The following is a 16,607-nucleotide window of genomic DNA, read 5'->3' as shown; positions in this document are numbered from 1 at the left end:
GACAGCCCTTAGTGCCGCAACAGGCGACGTTCGCCCCGTCGCGACGCCCGGCACGCCTCCCCCAAGCTCGTCGAGCAGGGGGGACCCCCACTAGCCGCACCGGCCGAAAGCCCGAGTACGTCCAGTACCAGGGCTTCCGGCCGGCGCGGCGAGAGCACGCACCGGACGCCGCTCCTTGACGGGCGAACGTCACCTGCCGCGGCACTAGCCGGGCGGCGGGCGGGCTGGGCGTCGACGGGTGCGTGGGGGCGGGAGCAGGGCTGGGCGTCGACAGGCGAGCCGGGCGGGGCGGGGCGTCGGGCGGTGGGTCCGCCGGCGGGGCGCGCTCGACCCGTCGGCGTGATCGGCGAGCGGCTCCTGCCCTACGCGTCGCAGTGGGCGCGGGCGGCGGCCTGCTCCGCCGCCCCCACCGCATCGTCCGCCGTCGTGTCGGCCGCGCCCTCCATCGTCGTGCCGACCGCGCCCTCCGCAGGCGCCCGCACCGGTTCCCGCGCCGCGGTGCGGGCGGACCGGTCGCCGCTCCTGGGGCGGACCTGGGTCAGCGCCGCACCCGCCAGGACGACGACCGCGCCGACCGGAGTGGACCAGGTCAGGTGTTCGCCGAGCACCGCGACGCCCGCCGCGGCGGCGATGATCGGGACGAAGTAGGTGACCATCTGGGCCGTCGTGGGCCCGACCTCGGCGACCAGGCCGTACTGGACGAGCATCGCGAAACCGGTGCCGAGGGCGCCCAGTGCCGCGACCGCGAGCAGCGGCCCCACGGCCAGGTGGCTCGGAACGCTCGTGAACAGCGGGGTGACCACCGCCAGCTGCACCGTGGCGAGCAGCAGCTGCCCGCCCGTCAGGGACAGGTGCGACTCGGGGGAGCCGGCCAGGGTGCGCCGGACGTAGATCCAGCCGACCGGGTAGCTCAGCGAGGCCAGCAGGGCCATCGCCGTGCCGCCCGCGTCCAGGCCCTGGAAGCCCTGCCAGGCCCCCAGCACCGTCAGCACCCCGAGGAAGCCGAGGCCGAGACCGGCCACCCGCACCCGGGTCGGACGGTCCTCCGAGAGGGCGACCAGCGACAGGGCCATGCCCCACAGCGGCGACGTCGCGTTGCAGATGCCGGCAAGCGTGGAGGGGATCGTCAGCTCCGAGTACGCGAAGAGCGAGAACGGCAGTGCGTTGAGGAAGAAGGCGGCGACCGCCAGATGGCCCCAGGTGCGCGCCCCGCGCGGCAGCCGCTCCCGCTTCACGGCCATCGCCACCGCGAGCACCGCCGTGCCGAACACCAGCCGCCCCAGGGTCACCTGGAAGGGGGCGAAGCTGCGCGTGCCCACCTTCATGAACAGGAAGCTGAAGCCCCAGACCAGCGCCAGGAAGGCGAAGCGGGCCCGCCAGGGCAGACGGCGGCCGCCGCCCCGTGCGGACGGGGTGGACGAGGCGGACGGTGGCGGGGAGGAGACGGTCGCGGTGGTCATGCTCGTACGATGCCCCGTCCGGACCTCGTAGCACAATCGAGATTTCGCGCGCGGTATCCCGTAGCATCGCTTACATGTTGAACCTGGAGCGCCTGCGGACCCTCGACGCCCTCGCCCGGCACGGCTCGGTCAGCGGCGCGGCCGACGGGCTGCACGTGACGACCTCGGCCGTCTCGCAGCAGATGTCCAAGCTGGAGCGTGAGGTCGGACAGCAGCTCCTGGCGAAGAACGGCCGAGGCGTCCGGCTCACGGACGCGGGCCGGCTGCTCGCGGAGCACGCGGCGCGCATCCTGTCACAGGTCCAGCTCGCCCAGTCCGACCTGGAGGCCCGGCGCGGCCAGGTGGTCGGCGAGCTGCGGCTGAGCGCGTTCCCCACGGCGGCGCGCGGGCTGTTCCCGGTGGCGCTGTGCCGGCTGCGCGACCGGCACCCCGGCCTCACCGTCACCACCAGCGAGGTGGAGCCCGCGCCCGCGGTGCGCGCGGTGCTGCGCGGCGACGTCGACCTGGCGCTCGTCCTCGACTGGTACAACAAGCCGCTGCCCGTGCCCGAGGGACTCAACCGCGCCCCGGTCCTCGACGACCTCGTCGACGTGGCCGTGCCCGCCGCGCACCCCTCGGCCGACCGCGCCGAGGCCGGCCTGGAGGACTTCGCCGACGACGACTGGATCACCTGGGCCGACGACGAGTTCTGCCACGAGTGGCTGCTGGACACCCTGCGCTCCAAGGGCGTCGAACCGCGCATCGCGCACCGCGCCCAGGAGCACGCCACCCAGCTCGCCCTGGTCGCCGCGGGCCTCGGGGTGTGCGTCGCGCCACGGCTCGGGCGGGGGCCGCTGCCCGCCGGGGTGCGGACGATCCCGGTGCGGCAGGCGGTGCGGCGGCACGTCTACGCCGTCTGGCGCGCCGACGCCGACCGCCGCCCCTCCATCCGCGCCGCGGTGGACGCCCTGCGGACGGCGGGGGAGCAGATCGCCTGACACAGCGGCTGCCGGCCGCCGCGGGCGCGGCCGACAGCCCGGTCAGACGGGCCCCAGCTTGCGGAAGTCCCAGGAGACGGTCTTCTCCGGTGTCAGCCGCACCCACGCGTGCCGGCCGTCGTGCGGCATCTCCTCCAGGCCGAAGTACTTGCGGGCGAACAGGGTCTCGGGCAGGTCGAGTTCGGCGCGCAGCTCCCCGGTGCGCGGTGCCTCGCCCACGAACTCCACCGTTCCCGACAGCTCCACGCCGCGCAGCTGCTCGTAGTCCTCACCGGTGTCGACGACGACCGCCACCCGCGCATCGCGGCGCAGGTCGGCCCAGCGCCTGCTGCGCACCACCGAGTACAGCCACAACGACGAGCCGTCCCACACGAACCACAGGGCGCTCACGTGCGGTGCGCCGCCGGCCGACACCGTGGCGATCCGGCAGGTGCGCTCGGTGGTGAGGAACTCGTCCAGTTCTCCTCGCGTCATCATGATCTTCCGACCCCGGCGCTGCGCGACGGCCATGCGTCCCCCTCCTGTCCCCGCGTCCCGCCCGTCCCCGGCCCCGCTCGTGCCGGAGCCGGGGACGGGCGGGCAGACGTCTCCTGAGGATGAGGCCCCCGGCCCGCTCGCGCAACGGCGGTGCGGCGCGCCGTGCCGGCGGCCGGACGGCCCGTCAGGCGAGCCTGATCTCCTCCCCGGTGACGGAGATGTCCTTGGCGGGCAGCGGCCGGGTCGCCGGGCCCTTCTTGACGCTGCCGTCCGTGGCGGAGAACTCGCTGTGGTGGCAGGGGCAGGCGATCACGCCGTCGGCGACCCGGTTCACGGCGCAGCCCTGGTGGGTGCACTTCGAGGAGAACGCCTGGAACCGGCCCTTCACCGGCTGGGTGACCACCACGCCCTGCGCGGCGAAGACCTTGCCGCCGCCCTCGGGGATGTCGGACGTCTTCGCGAGCACGGCGTCCCCGGATCCCGCCGCGGCCCCGGCCCCGCCGGTACCGCCGCCGGACCCGTCGTCCGACGCTTCCCCCGCCCCACAGGCGCCCAGCACCAGGGCGAACCCCGTGGCGCCGACCGCCGCCACGACCGTACGGCGGGCCGGTGCGCCCTCGGGCTGGAGCGATTCGCTGGTCATGCCGTCGTTCCCTTCGCGCGGACTCGGTGAAACGGACCCCGTGAGCGGGCTCCGGGAGCGCGGACCGCGTGGGCGGCGACCGCCCGCGGGCCGTGATCCGCACAGGGGTACGGTCCGCGGGCACCGGGCGTTCAGTCGCGGTGGGACGGGGAGGAGCCCCCAGTAACCTGGGGCGATGCTGAAGGAAGTCAACGCGACCCGCTTCATCACGCCGTTGCGCGAGGGAGGCTCGCTGCCGGGACTGGTCGAGGCCGACGACTTCGGGACGTACGTCCTGAAGTTCGCCGCCGCCGGACAGGGCCGCAAGACGCTCGTCGCCGAGGTGGTCTGCGGCGAACTCGCCCGCCGGCTCGGACTGCGGGTGCCGCGGCTGGTGACGATCGGCCTCGACCCGGTGCTGGGGCTCGGCGAACCGGAGGAACAGGTGCAGGAGCTGCTGCGCTCCAGCGGCGGCGCCAACCTCGGCATGGACTTCCTCTCCGGCGCGATCGGCTTCGACCCCCTCGCCTTCCCGGTGGACGCGCGGGAGGCCGGACGGATCGTCTGGTTCGACGCGCTGGTGAACAACGTGGACCGGTCCTGGCGCAACCCCAACCTGCTCAGGTGGCGCGGCGAACTGTGGCTCATCGACCACGGAGCGACCATGATCTGGCACCACAACTGGCCCGGCGCCGAAGCCTCCGCCGGCCGCTCCTACGACGCCTCCGACCACGCCCTCGCCCGCTTCCGCCCCGACGTCGCCGCCGCGGCGGCCGAGCTCGCGCCCCTGGTCACCGAGGACCTGCTCGCGGAGGTGACCGCCGAGGTCCCCGACACCTGGCTGGCCGGCGAACCCGGCTTCGACACACCCGACGACCTGCGGCGGGCCTACGCGCGGCCGCTGCTGGCCCGCGCCGCGGCCGTCCATGAGCGCGTCGACGGCCTCGAGGGGGCGAAGTGAGCGACCACCACATCCTCGGAGGCCGCCGGGCCGGCGACCGGCACATCATCCGGGCGGGCCAGGGCGGCGGCCGTGACGTGTTCGAGTACGCGCTGCTGCGCGTCGTCCCGCGTATCGAGCGCGGCGAGTGCGTCAACGCCGGCGTGCTCGTCTACTGCCGGGCCCAGGCCTACGTCGGCGCCCGCACCCACCTCGACGAGGCCCGGCTGCTCGCCCTGGACCCGGCCGCGGACGTGGCCGGGGTGCGGGCCGCGCTCGGCGCCGTCGAGGGCGTGTGCGCCGGCGGGGCGGCCGCCGGACAGGCCGCGGGCGACGACCCCGGAAGACGGTTCCGCTGGCTGGTCGCGCCCCGCTCCACCATCGTCCAGCCCGGCCCCGTCCACACCGGTCTCACCGCCGACCCGGCCGCCGAGGCGGAGCGGTTGCTGGACCTCCTGGTGAGGTAATGGATCACACCCGCCCGGTGTCCCGTTGACACCGGGTGCCAGGGCTTCTAGCGTCACGTCTACCGAAGGTACTAAGCGGTCGCTCACCGCAGACCGGGTTCTCTCAAGGGCGAGGAGAAGCAGACATGTCCACCACTGACCAGCGGGTAGCCGTCGTCACCGGGGCCGCGCGCGGCATCGGCGCCGCCACCGCCGTACGACTGGCCGCCGAGGGCCGTGCCGTCGCGGTGATCGACCTCGACGAGGCCGCCTGCAAGGACACCGTGGAGAAGATCACCGCGGCCGGCGGCCGGGCCATCGCGGTCGGCGCCGACGTGTCCGACGAGGCGCAGGTGGAGGCGGCGGTCGCGCGGATCGCCGAGGAGCTCGGCGCGCCGACCATCCTCGTCAACAACGCGGGCGTGCTCCGCGACAACCTGCTGTTCAAGATGAGCGTCTCCGACTGGGACACCGTCATGAACGTGCACCTGCGCGGCTCGTTCCTGATGACCAAGGCCGTCCAGAAGCACATGGTGGACGCGGGCTTCGGCCGCATCGTCAACCTCTCCTCGTCCTCCGCGCTCGGCAACCGCGGCCAGGTCAACTACTCCGCCGCCAAGGCAGGCCTGCAGGGCTTCACCAAGACCCTCGCCAAGGAGCTCGGCAAGTTCGGCATCACCGCCAACTCCGTCGCCCCGGGCTTCATCGCCACCGAGATGACCAAGGCCACCGCCGAGCGCGTCGGCATGGGCTTCGAGGACTTCAAGGCCGCCGCCGCCACCCAGATCCCGGTGGCGCGCGTCGGCGAGCCGGAGGACATCGCCAACGCCGTCGCCTTCTTCACGGGCGACGCGGCCGGCTTCGTCTCCGGCCAGGTGCTGTACGTCGCCGGCGGACCGCTCAACTAAGGGGTCGGGTACATGACTTCCGTGGAACTCTCCGGCAAGGTCGCCCTCGTCACCGGCGCCAGCCGCGGCATCGGCTACGGCGTCGCCGAGGCACTGGTCGCCCGGGGCGACCGGGTGTGCATCACCGGCCGCAACGAGGAGGCGCTCAAGGAGGCCGTCGACCGGCTCGGCGCCGACCGGGTGATCGGCGTCGCGGGCAAGGCCCACGACGAGGCGCACCAGGCCGAGGCCGTCGAGCGCGTCATGGAGGCGTTCGGCCGCGTCGACCACCTGATCAACAACGCCGGCACCAACCCGGTGTTCGGCCCGATCGCCGACCTCGACCTGAACGTGGCGCGCAAGGTCTTCGAGACCAACGTGATCTCCGCGCTCGGCTTCGCCCAGCGCACCTGGCACGCCTGGCAGAAGGACAACGGCGGCGCGATCGTCAACATCGCCTCGATCGCGGGCCTCGCGCCCTCGCCGTTCATCGGCGCCTACGGCGTCAGCAAGGCCGCGATGATCAACCTCACCCAGCAGCTGGCGCACGAGTTCGCGCCCCGGGTGCGGGTCAACGCGATCGCCCCGGCCGTGGTGAAGACCAAGTTCGCGCAGGCGCTCTACGAGGGCCGCGAGGAGGAGGCGGCGGCGTCCTACCCGCTCGGCCGGCTCGGCGTGCCCTCCGACATCGGCGGCGCGGCGGCGTTCCTCACCTCCGGGCAGTCCGACTGGATCACCGGGCAGACGCTCGTCGTCGACGGCGGCATCTTCCTCAACGCCGGGGTCGGCTGACCGGCCGTCGGGGCCGTCTCCGTTCGGCGCGGATTTCCCCGCGCCCCTTGACGGGAACGGCCCCGACGTCGTGCGACGCCGGGTCGGCGCCGGTATGACAACGTAGTCAGTCACGCACTGATCAAGACCGTGTTCAATGCGGGTTCACCGGGCGACGAGCCGCGGTATGGTCTGCCGACCCTTGGCACGGCGGATCGAGGAGCGTGCGCGTGTTCAACCGGAACCGATGCCTGCGGCCGGCGGCGGCGATCGCGTCCATAAGCCTGGTGGCCGGGTGCGGCGTCCTTTCCGACAGCGGCCCGGACACCAGTGAACCGATCGTGGTGGGCACCACCAGTGCCCCCACCACCCTGGACCCGGCGGCTTCCTGGGACGGCTCCTGGGAGCTGTTCCGCAACATCTACCAGACGCTGCTGGCCTACCCGAACGGCGCCACGACGCCCCAGCCCGACGCCGCGGAGAGCTGCGGGTTCACCGACACCGCCAACCGGGTCTACCGGTGCCGGCTGCGCGCGGGCATGAAGTTCGCCGACGGGGACCCGCTGGACGCCGAGGCGGTCAAGTTCTCCATCGACCGCATCAGGAGCATCGACGTCGCCGGCGGCCCGGCCGGGCTGCTCGGCAGTCTCGACCAGGTGCAGACGGTCGGCGACCGGGACGTCGTCTTCCGGCTCGACAAGCCGGACGCCACCTTCCCGTTCGTGCTCGCCGCACCGGCCATGTCGATCGTCGACCCCGACGACTACTCGGCCCACACCCTGCGCAAGGACGGCCAGGTCTTCGGCTCCGGCCCCTACGTCCTGAAGTCGTACGACGAGGGCAAGCAGGCCGAGCTGGTCAAGAACACCCACTACACGGGGTACGCCGACCGCAGAAACGATGCTGTCACGATCCGTTACTTCCAGGACTCGGCCACGATGGTCAAGGCGCTGCGGGACGGACAGATCGACGTGACCTACCGCGGCCTCGCCGCCGGCGACGTCGTCGCCCTCCAGGGCAACGGGGCGAAGAACCTGCAGCTCGTCGAGGGCTCCGGCGCCGACATCAGCTACCTGGTGTTCAACCCGAAGGACCCGTGGGCCGCCAAGCGGGCCGTGCGCCGGGCCGTCGCCCAGGTCGTCGACCGCGCGGCGATCGCGCACAAGGTCTACAAGGACACCGTCGACCCGCTGTACTCCATGGTCCCCAAGGGCCTCACCGGCCACACCACGGGTTTCTTCGACGACTTCGGCGACCCCAGCGTCCCCAAGGCCCGCGATATCCTCACCTCGGCCGGCATCACCGGAAAGGTCCCGCTCACCCTCTGGTACACCACCGACCGCTACGGCTCCGAGACCGCCGAGGAGTTCCAGGAGCTCAAGCGGCAGCTCGACGCCTCCGGCCTGTTCACGATCACCCTGCGCAGCCGGCCCTGGAAGACGTACGTCGTGGGCTACCAGAAGGGCGAGTACCCGGTGTTCGGGCGTGGCTGGTCCCCGGACTTCCCCGACCCGGACAACTTCATCGCCCCGTTCGTGGGCCGGCAGAACGCGCTCGGCACGCCGTACCCGGCGCCCGAGATCACCAGGGTGCTGCTGCCTCAGTCGCGGCGCGAGAGCGACCGCGCCGCCGTGGTGAAGGAGTTCGAGGAGGCCCAGCAGTTCCTCGTGGACGACGCGCGGCTGCTGCCGCTCTGGCAGGGCCGGCAGTACGTGGCCGCCAGCGACGACATCTCCGGCGGCGAACGCGCGCTCGACCCGTCGTCGATCATGACCATGTGGGAGCTGTACCGCAAGACCAGCTGGTAGACGGCCGGTTCCCGGGGACGCGGGGGCGTTGTCAGTGGTCGCCTGTAGGTTCAGTGGCCTGGAAGTGACCGCACATCGTGAGGACGTTGACGTGACCGACATCGCCATGCTGCCCGGGTCCTGGCGCGGGGTTCTGGGCGACGAGCTGCAACAGCCCTACTTCAAGGAGCTGACCGAGTTCGTCGAGGAGGAGCGGGCGAAGGGGCCGGTGTACCCGCCGCGCGAGGAGGTCTTCGCCGCGCTGGACGCCACGCCGTACGACAAGGTGAAGGTGCTCGTCCTCGGGCAGGACCCGTATCACGGCGAGGGCCAGGGGCACGGTCTGTGCTTCTCGGTGCGGCCGGGAGTGCGGATCCCGCCGTCGCTGCGCAACATCTACAAGGAGATGCACGCGGAGCTGGGCACGCCCGTCCCGGACAACGGCTACCTCATGCCGTGGGCCGAGCAGGGCGTGCTGCTGTTGAACGCGGTGCTGACGGTCCGCGCCGGCGAGGCCAACTCCCACAAGGGGCGCGGCTGGGAGAAGTTCACCGACGCGGTGATCCGCGCGGTGGCCGACCGGCCCGACCCGGCGGTCTTCGTGCTCTGGGGCAACTACGCGCAGAAGAAGCTCCCGCTGATCGACGAGAGCCGGCACGTGGTGGTGAAGGGCGCCCACCCGTCGCCGCTGTCGGCCAAGAAGTTCTTCGGTTCCCGCCCCTTCACCCAGATCAACGAGGCGGTGGCCCGCCAGGGGCACGAGCCGATCGACTGGACCATTCCCGACCTGGGCTGATCTCCTTCCGGGGCCGCGGACCGCGGGACCCGCGCCGGGTTCACCGCTGGGGGCCGTCGTCCGCGGTGGCCGACCAGGCGGGCGGACGGGGGCGATCGGCCTCCGGCGGCAGGGCGGCCCGCCCCGCCCGGACAGCGGGCGGCACCCGGTGGTCCCGTCCCGGCGGCCGCCCCCTGCGCTGCTCCCGAAGCCCCGCTCCCCGCCCTCCGGTCGGTCGCCGGAGTGTCCTCCGCACGCGTCTGCGCCACGAACGGCCGGGCAGGCCCTAGCGTCGGAGGGGTCGGGACGGGGACAGGGCTGGAGGACGCGGTGGCCGAGCGGCAGGAGCAGACGGCGTCGGATGCCGTGATGACGCGGATCGGGCAGGGCGTGATGCTGCATCACGCGGGGGACCGGGAGGAGGCCCGGACGCGGTTCCTCGACCTGTGGCGGGAGATCGGCGAGGACGGCGACGCACTCCAGCGCTGCACGCTCGCCCACTACATGGCCGACACCCAGGACGACCCGGCCGACGAGCTGGCCTGGGACCTCCGGGCGCTCTCGGCCGCCCGGGAACTCACGGACGACCGGCTCGCGGGGCACGAGGCCGAGGTCGCGGTCCGTGCCCTCTACCCGTCCCTCCAGCTGAACCTGGCCGCCGACTACGCGAAGCTCGGCCGCTCGGAGGCCGCCCGCACCCATCTGCGCCAGGCCCGGGGCGCGGCCGAGGCCCTGGCCGACGACAGCTACGGCGACGGGGTGCGTGCGGCGATCCACCGGCTGGCGTCCAGGCTCGGCGACGCGGGTCCGGGGTCCACCGGCGAGCCGGGACCGCCGCGTCGGGCGTCCTAGGGCGTGTTTCGAAAGTGGCGCTGTCCGCCCGAAGGGCGGGCCCTGCGGCGTCTGGTGCGTGTGATCGCAAGGCGGAGGGTCGTCCTCGTACTGGGCGTACGTGGACGATCCCGACAACGCGGCGAGTGCGCGTGCCAGGCGTCGCGGGGCAGGCGGGACTTTCGAAACACGCCCTAGGACCTGTCTGCCAAACCCTCAGCGGCCGTACGCCTGCCCGCAGATCCTCGCCTGGGGGCTGTCCGCCGGCCAGTGGCCGTACTCCCTGCCGAGGGCGCAGACGCCGGTGTTGCCCGGCACCGAGTGACCGATGTCCGGGATGTCGGCGCGCGGCACCTGCGGCGCCCGCCGGTGCCGGGGCGCCGGCGGGGGCGGCAGGGGATCGGCGGAGCGCGGCGACTCCGGCCGCTGCCGCTCGTCGCTCGGTTCCGTCGCCGGCCGGGGCGTGGCCGTCTCCTCGCGGCGCGACGGTCCGACGCGCCCCAGCGCCTCACGGGCGGGGGCCTGTAAGGCGCCCGGCCCGGCGGTGCCATCGGGGCGTGGGGCGGGCGGCCGGGCGGGGCCCGCCGCCGGGTCGGACACGGGCGTCCGCTGGACCGTGACACAGCCGGTGAGGGCCGAGACCGCCACGGTCACCAGAAGCGTTGCGGTGGTCGTCGTTCGATGCACCCGCGCCACTCTGCTGGGTCCGGGCCGCCGACGGACGCCGGACGGGCGGATGATGCCCCGCACGGGTGATCTCCCGCCCCGTACGGCGGGCGCAGGACGGCACGGAGATGACGCCGGGAGCGGCGCGGGAGCGCGCTTTCCCCGCCGGGCGCGTCTCGCGCGCGCCGCGTCTGGCGGTGCGGGCCGCGCCCCTCGCGCGCCGTGGCTCCCTCGGGCAAGTCCCTTCGGCCGCGAGGGGACGCGGCGCGCCGCCCGCGCGGGAATCCGTCCCGCCGGCTGTCGGCTGCCGGCCGTCCCGCCGGTCCCCGCTCGTCCCGCCGGTCCCGGTCGCCCCGTCAGTCCCCGGTCGCCCCGTCGAGGCACTCGCGGAGCAGGTCGGCGTGGCCGTTGTGGCGGGCGTACTCCTCGATCATGTGGGTGTAGATCCAGCGCAGGCTGAACGGTTCGCCGCTGGTCCTGCCCCGGCCCTCGGACAGGTCGTCGAGGCCGCGGCCCGCGGCGTTGCGGCGCGCGGCCTCGATCTCGGCCTGCCAGGTGGCGCGGGCCTCGGCCCAGGTGTCGGCCGCGGTGACGTGGAAGTCACCGTCACGGTCCTCGTCGGTGCAGTAGATCGGCCCCGCGTCCTCGCCGGTCAGCACGGTGCGGAACCAGCCGCGCTCCACCTCGGCCATGTGCCGCACCAGTCCCAGCAGGGACAGTCCGGACGGCGCCACGGCGGCGGTGCGCAACTGCTCGTCGGTCAGGCCCTCGCACTTCCAGGCCAGGGTCTGCCGGTGGTAGTCCAGCCAGCCTTCCAGCATGGTGCGTTCGTCGGCGTTCTGGGCGGGCTCACGGCGCTCGGTCGTCATGGCCCGATCCTGTCCTGACCCGGCCCCGTCACACCACACCTTTTCCGCCGCCGGACGCTGTCTCGCCGGACATCCCCGCCAGCAGCTCGCGCAGTCCGGCGCGCACCTCGTCCAGTTCCGGGGCCTCGGCGTGGAAAGTGCCGGCCACGCAGGAGAACATCAGCCCGTCCGCCCAGGCGACCAGGGACAGCACATGCCGCTCGGGGGCGGTGGACCCCGCCGCCCGCACCAGGACGCCGAGCCGGTCGCGGAAGCGGGCGCCGGCCGCGTCGAAGTGGACCCGCAGCTCCGGCCGGCGGGTCGCCTCCAGGGCCAGCTCGTAGCGGGCGAGGGTCAGTTCGCGGTTGCGGGTCAGGGCGCGATGCGTGGCCAGCGCCAGCCCGTCCACCAGGGAGTCCAGTCCGCCCGCGGGGGCCGGCAGCTCATCGAGGGCCAGCACGCGCGCCTCCCGGTCGGCCAGTCGCCGTACCGCCAGTTCCAGCAGGGCCTGCCGGGTCCGCGCGACGTTCGACGTGGAGCCCTGCGGCAGACCGGCCGCCTCGTCCACCGCCCGGTGTGTCAGGCCGCGCGTCCCGCGCTCGGCGAGCAGGGCGAGGGCGGCGTCGGCGACGCGATCGGCGCGGGAGGCGTGCGCGGGACGAGGGGGCTCGGCGGACATGGAGATCAACCTACCCGTCGGCCGCGGCCGCGGTACGACGCTCACTACGGCCGTAGTATGGTCGAGCCGTCCATCCACTACGGATGTAGTCTCGGTGGTGCGGGAAGCGCCCTAGGAGGAGCCATGCCCCAGTCCCCGTCCGGCGCCGTCGTCATCGGCGGCGGCATCGGAGGTCTCGCCGCGGCGGCGGCCCTGCATCTGGCCGGCCGGCCGGTCACCGTGCTGGAACGGGCCCGGTCCCTGGAGCCGGTCGGCGCCGCCGTCTCGCTCTCCCCGAACGCCCTGCGCGCCCTGGACGTCCTCGGCGTCGGCGACCGGATCCGTGACCTCGCCGCCTGGCAGGGCGACGGCGGACTGCGCGCACCCGGCGGGCGCTGGATCTCCCGCACCGACGCCGCCGCGGCGGCCGAGCGGTTCGGCGGCCCCCTCGTCCTGCTGCACCGCGCCGTCCTGATCGACGCCCTGGCCGGGCTCCTGCCGCCCGGCGCCGTCCGCACCAGCGCCGAGGCGCGCCTCGCCGACCCAGGCGACGACCGCCGTCCGGCCCGGGTGAGCACACCCGACGGCGACCTGGAGGCCGGCCTGGTCGTGGCCGCCGACGGCGTCCACTCCACGACCCGGCGCACCCTGTTCCCCGCCCACCCCGGTGCCGTCTACGCCGGGTTCACCACCTGGCGGACGGTCGTCCCCGTGCCCGGCGTCCGCTTCGCCTCCCACGAGACCTGGGGCCGCGGCTGCCTGTGGGGCACGCACCCGCTCGAGGACGGCCGGGTGTACGCGTACGCCGCCGCCATGACCCCCGCCGGACGGCACGCCCCCGACGACGAGCGGGCCGAACTCCTGCGCCGCTTCGGCCACTGGCACAGCCCGGTCCCCGAGGTGCTGGCCGCCGTCCGGCCCGAGGACGTGCTCCGGCACGACGTGCACCACATCGCCGATCCGCCGCCCGCCTACCACCGCGGCCGGGTCGCCCTCCTCGGCGACGCCGCGCACGCCATGGCGCCGACGCTCGGGCAGGGCGCCAACCAGGCCGTCGAGGACGCCGTCGTCCTCGCCCACCTGTCCGGCGACCTCGCCGCCTACACGGCCGCCCGGCTGCCCCGCACCACCGCCATCGCCCGCCGGGCGGCCCGTGTCGCGCGGGTGGACATGATGCGCGACCGCGCCGGCATCGCCCTGCGGAACGTCGTGATCGCCACGGCCTCCCGCCTCCGGCCCGGGCTCCTGCTGCGCGGCTTCGACGGCATCGCCGACTGGCGGCCCCCGCAGCCGCCGTATGCTGCCGTGCGGACGGACGCGGACCGCCGCTGACCGCCGGCCGGCGCGCAGCGGCGACACCGGCGCGATCGGTGCGGACGCGGCCGTCGGTGGAGGAGCGCGGCGGACGCGTACGAGCGGTGCGCGGCGAACGCGGACGAATGGTGGAGGAGAGCACGTGAAGGTCGGCTGCATCGGACTCGGCGACATCGCGCGAAAGGCGTACCTGCCGGTCCTCGGCACGCGGCCCGGGGTCGAACTGCACCTGCAGACCCGGACGCCGGCGACGCTGCGGCAGGTCGCCGACGGCCTCCACCTGCCCGTCGCGCAGTGCCACACGGACCTCGACTCGCTGCTCGGCGCGGGCCTCGACGCCGCCTTCGTGCACGCGCCCACCGCAGTCCACCCCGAGATCGTCGCCCGGCTGCTCGAAGCGGGTGTGCCCACGTACGTCGACAAGCCGCTCGCCTACGAACTCGCCGACTCCGCGCGCCTGGTGGAGCTCGCCGAGGAACGGAACGTCTCGCTCGCGGTCGGCTTCAACCGACGCCACGCGCCCGGCTACGCCCAGTGCGCCGAGCACCCGCGCGAGATGATCCTGATGCAGAAGAACCGCGTCGGGCTGCCCGAGGACCCCCGCACGATGATCCTCGACGACTTCATCCACGTCGTGGACACGCTGCGGTTCCTGGTCCCCGGCCCGGTCGACGACGTCACCGTGCGCGGACGGGTGCGCGACGGGCTGCTGCACCACGTCGTGCTGCAGCTCGGCGGGGACGGGTTCACCGCGCTCGGCGTGATGAACCGGCTCAGCGGCTCGGCCGAGGAGATCCTCGAGGTCTCCGGGCAGGACACCAAGCGTCAGGTCGTCAACCTCGCCGAGACGATCGACCACAAGGGCCAGCCGACCGTACGACGGCGCGGGGACTGGGTGCCGGTCGCCCGGCAGCGCGGGATCGAGCAGGCCGTGCTGTCCTTCCTCGACGCCGTGCGCGCCGGGAAGGTGCTCAGCGCCCGGGACGCGCTGGAGACTCACGAACTGTGCGAGCGGGTGGTGCGGACGGTGCTGGAGCGCTCCGGCGCGGCCTGAGCGCCCGTACCCCCTCCGTCACGCACAGCGCGGCCAGCACCAGCAGGGCCGCGTGCACCGGCCAGTCGCCGAAGCGGACGTACGGGGTGACACCGCGCGCGGTCGGCACGTCGTACACCCGCGCGGTGCTCGCGTCGGTGCCGAGCCAGGAGCCCACGCGGCGCCCGGTCGGACCGTAGACGGCGGACACCCCGGTCAAGGTGGCGTGCACCGTGGGCCGGCCGGTCTCGGCGGCGCGCAGCGCGGCGAGCGAGGCGTGCTGCTCGGGGGCCCAGCTGTGCTGGAAGGTGGCGGTGGAGGACTGCGCGAGGAGCACGTCGGCGCCGTCGGCGGCGAGGTGCCGGCTCATGTCCGGGAACGCCGTCTCGAAGCAGATCAGCGGGCCGACGCGCAGGCCGTGGCCGACGTCCATCACCACCTGCCCGCCGCCCCGCTTGCGGTCCTCGCCCGCCGCCTTGCCGACGGAGGTCGCCCAGCCGAGCAGGGAGCGGGCCGGGACGTACTCGCCGAACGGCACGAGCCGCATCTTGTCGTAACGGTCGCCGGTGGGGCCCTGCGGGCCGACCAGCACGGAACTCTTGTAGATGCCGGGCCGGTCCGAGCGCCGGGCGTCCACGTCGACCAGCACGTCGGCGCCGACGGCGCGGGAGAGGGCGGCTATGCGCCGGGCGATGTCCGGCCGGTCGGCCAGGTCGAAGCCGACGCTGCTCTCGCCCCACACGACCAGGTCGACATGCTGTCCCGCCAGGGTCCGGGTCAGCTGTTCCTCGCGGTCGAAACGCCGCTGCCCGCTGTCCGCCCCGCCGATCGTCCCCGGCTGGACGACGGCTATCCGGACCCGGCCGTCGACGTCCGGGCGCGGCGCCCAGGCCCAGACGGCCGAGGTCGCCACGGCCGAGACGAGGAGAGCGGCGACCGCGGCCGTCCGCGCCGCCCGGACGGCGACCAACAGGGCTACGGCGACGTTCACGGCCACCAGCAGCAGGCTCAGCAGCCATACCCCGCCCACCGACGCCAGCCGCAGCGCGGGCGCCACCTGCCATTGGCTGGCGCCCAGCATCCCCCAGGGCCCGCCCAGCCCCTGCCAGGACCTGACCAGCTCGACGGCCAGCCAGGCCGACGGCAGCACGAGGAGGGCGGCGGCCGCCCGCCCCGCCGAGGGCGTCCCGGCGAGGAACCGCCGCACCAGCCACCCCCACGGCGCCCACAGCAGACCGAGCAGCGCCGCCAGCACCCCCGTGAACACGTGCAGGCTGGGCAGCAGCCAGTGGTGCACGGCCAGCATGAAGCCCAGCCCGCCGCACCAGCCGTCGCAGGCGGCCCGGCGCCCGGTTCCGGCGGAACGGGCGAGCAGGATCCACGGCACCAGGGCGACGTAGGCGAACCACCACAGCGACGGCGCGGGGAAGGCGAACACGGGCAGCGCGCCCGCGAGGACGGCGAGCACCGAACGGCGCCACGGGGAGGCCGGCAGGCGGCCGAACGTCTTCATAGGGCGCCCTCCTACCCGCGGCCGGCTCCGGCTACCCGGCGAACGGCTCCAGTGTGCGGCCGGGAGCCGCATTCCGGACAGCCGGCCGCGGCCCTCACCCCGCCGAACCGGGGTCGCCGTACCCGGGCCGGTCGACACCGGGGCCGCCGAACCGGAGGCCGCCGTACCGAGGTCGCCGAACCGGAGTGCCGTCGCACCGAGGCCGGGACACTCGGCGCCCCCGGGCGGGCACAGCGGACGATCGCGGACGGGTGGACGATCACCATGCCGAGCGAGAGCCCCGGTCCCGGGTCCGCGCCCGCCACACCGACACCACGATCACCGTCCACCAGGCCTGCCCCCCCCGCGGCTCGGCGGGCCCGCCGCCCGCGCCGGCCGCTTCCCGGACACCTGGCGACGCGACCGGTGACACGGGTCACCGAGCCGGGTTCACAGCCTCTTCCGTACTGCGGGCAGCCACCTGCTCAGGCGCTCCGCTCCACGTCGATGACTTCTCGTGGCGGACGTGCGCAGGGCCGTCTGTCCGGGCCGACGGACGCCGTTCGGATCGCTCGAGGCGGCCCTTCAGGTGATTGCCGGACGCCTTGAGAGCCAGGCAGCCG

17 protein-coding genes are annotated in these 16,607 nt (G+C 74.2%); 10 read left to right on the top strand and 7 right to left on the bottom strand.

What is annotated here, in order from left to right; genetic code table 11:
* Positions 1-362 precede the first annotated feature (362 nt).
* Entirely contained in the window at positions 363-1,460 is a 1,098-nt protein-coding gene (locus ACH5A8_RS16270) for a DMT family transporter (RefSeq protein ID WP_399002322.1), read from the bottom strand.
* Between the two features lie 74 nt (positions 1,461-1,534).
* Between ACH5A8_RS16270 and ACH5A8_RS16265 the strand changes: the two genes are divergently transcribed.
* A complete protein-coding gene (locus tag ACH5A8_RS16265) occupies positions 1,535-2,437 on the top strand; it encodes a LysR family transcriptional regulator (protein ID WP_399002320.1) in 903 nt (300 codons plus the stop codon).
* A 42-nt stretch (positions 2,438-2,479) separates the two neighbouring features.
* Here ACH5A8_RS16265 and ACH5A8_RS16260 read toward each other — a convergent pair whose 3' ends face one another.
* The gene (locus tag ACH5A8_RS16260; RefSeq protein WP_399002318.1) at positions 2,480-2,947 is read right to left on the bottom strand and encodes a pyridoxamine 5'-phosphate oxidase family protein; all 468 of its coding nucleotides are present in this window, start codon (positions 2,945-2,947) and stop codon (positions 2,480-2,482) included.
* Positions 2,948-3,098: 151 nt separating this feature from the next.
* Positions 3,099-3,557, bottom strand: coding sequence for a Rieske (2Fe-2S) protein (locus ACH5A8_RS16255; protein WP_399002316.1), 459 nt, complete (start codon positions 3,555-3,557; stop codon positions 3,099-3,101).
* Between the two features lie 175 nt (positions 3,558-3,732).
* On the opposite strand from ACH5A8_RS16255, the gene ACH5A8_RS16250 reads away from it, so the two are divergent.
* The 7 genes from ACH5A8_RS16250 to ACH5A8_RS16220 all read left to right on the top strand — a co-directional run bounded on the left by ACH5A8_RS16250 (position 3,733) and on the right by ACH5A8_RS16220 (position 9,994).
* Positions 3,733-4,497 carry a HipA family kinase gene (locus ACH5A8_RS16250; RefSeq protein WP_399002313.1) on the top strand — a complete coding sequence of 255 codons (765 nt, stop codon included), beginning with the start codon at positions 3,733-3,735 and terminating at the stop codon, positions 4,495-4,497.
* Positions 4,494-4,943 carry a DUF3037 domain-containing protein gene (locus ACH5A8_RS16245; RefSeq protein WP_399002312.1) on the top strand — a complete coding sequence of 150 codons (450 nt, stop codon included), beginning with the start codon at positions 4,494-4,496 and terminating at the stop codon, positions 4,941-4,943. Before ACH5A8_RS16250 ends, ACH5A8_RS16245 begins: the two co-directional genes overlap by 4 nt.
* Before the next feature lie 125 nt (positions 4,944-5,068).
* Positions 5,069-5,830, top strand: a complete 762-nt coding sequence (gene fabG, locus ACH5A8_RS16240) for a 3-oxoacyl-ACP reductase FabG (protein WP_399002310.1) — start codon at positions 5,069-5,071, stop codon at positions 5,828-5,830.
* 12 nt (positions 5,831-5,842) lie between these two features.
* Positions 5,843-6,601: an SDR family oxidoreductase gene (locus ACH5A8_RS16235; RefSeq protein WP_399002308.1), complete on the top strand. Its 759-nt coding sequence runs from the start codon at positions 5,843-5,845 to the stop codon at positions 6,599-6,601.
* 209 nt (positions 6,602-6,810) lie between these two features.
* Positions 6,811-8,388, top strand: a complete 1,578-nt coding sequence (locus tag ACH5A8_RS16230) for an ABC transporter substrate-binding protein (RefSeq protein ID WP_399002306.1) — start codon at positions 6,811-6,813, stop codon at positions 8,386-8,388.
* A gap of 91 nt (positions 8,389-8,479) precedes the next feature.
* Entirely contained in the window at positions 8,480-9,163 is a 684-nt protein-coding gene (ung, locus tag ACH5A8_RS16225) for a uracil-DNA glycosylase (protein WP_399002304.1), read from the top strand.
* A gap of 309 nt (positions 9,164-9,472) precedes the next feature.
* Positions 9,473-9,994, top strand: a complete 522-nt coding sequence (locus tag ACH5A8_RS16220; RefSeq protein WP_399002302.1) for a hypothetical protein — start codon at positions 9,473-9,475, stop codon at positions 9,992-9,994.
* Positions 9,995-10,189: 195 nt separating this feature from the next.
* On the opposite strand, the gene ACH5A8_RS16215 is transcribed toward ACH5A8_RS16220, so the two are convergent.
* The 3 genes from ACH5A8_RS16215 to ACH5A8_RS16205 form a co-directional block, all read right to left on the bottom strand.
* Complete coding sequence (locus tag ACH5A8_RS16215) at positions 10,190-10,669, bottom strand: hypothetical protein (protein WP_399002300.1); 480 nt, start codon at positions 10,667-10,669, stop codon at positions 10,190-10,192.
* Positions 10,670-10,995: 326 nt separating this feature from the next.
* Complete coding sequence (locus tag ACH5A8_RS16210) at positions 10,996-11,508, bottom strand: DinB family protein (protein WP_399002298.1); 513 nt, start codon at positions 11,506-11,508, stop codon at positions 10,996-10,998.
* Between the two features lie 28 nt (positions 11,509-11,536).
* A complete protein-coding gene (locus ACH5A8_RS16205; protein WP_399002296.1) occupies positions 11,537-12,166 on the bottom strand; it encodes a TetR/AcrR family transcriptional regulator in 630 nt (209 codons plus the stop codon).
* 123 nt (positions 12,167-12,289) lie between these two features.
* Between ACH5A8_RS16205 and ACH5A8_RS16200 the strand changes: the two genes are divergently transcribed.
* Positions 12,290-13,477: an FAD-dependent monooxygenase gene (locus tag ACH5A8_RS16200; protein WP_399002294.1), complete on the top strand. Its 1,188-nt coding sequence runs from the start codon at positions 12,290-12,292 to the stop codon at positions 13,475-13,477.
* 124 nt (positions 13,478-13,601) lie between these two features.
* Positions 13,602-14,513 (top strand): Gfo/Idh/MocA family protein, encoded by a 912-nt coding sequence (locus ACH5A8_RS16195; protein ID WP_399002292.1) that lies wholly within the window; start codon positions 13,602-13,604, stop codon positions 14,511-14,513.
* Here ACH5A8_RS16195 and lnt read toward each other — a convergent pair.
* Positions 14,431-16,005, bottom strand: coding sequence for an apolipoprotein N-acyltransferase (gene lnt / locus ACH5A8_RS16190; protein ID WP_399002290.1), 1,575 nt, complete (start codon positions 16,003-16,005; stop codon positions 14,431-14,433). The two genes, ACH5A8_RS16195 and lnt, sit on opposite strands and share 83 nt — an antisense overlap.
* Between the last annotated feature and the right edge of the window lie 602 nt (positions 16,006-16,607).

The organism is Streptomyces sp. NPDC018610 (assembly GCF_044391765.1).
Lineage (GTDB): Bacteria > Actinomycetota > Actinomycetes > Streptomycetales > Streptomycetaceae > Streptomyces.
The sequence above is the reverse complement of the archived record's forward strand: the minus strand, read 5'-3'. Positions and strand labels throughout refer to the sequence as shown.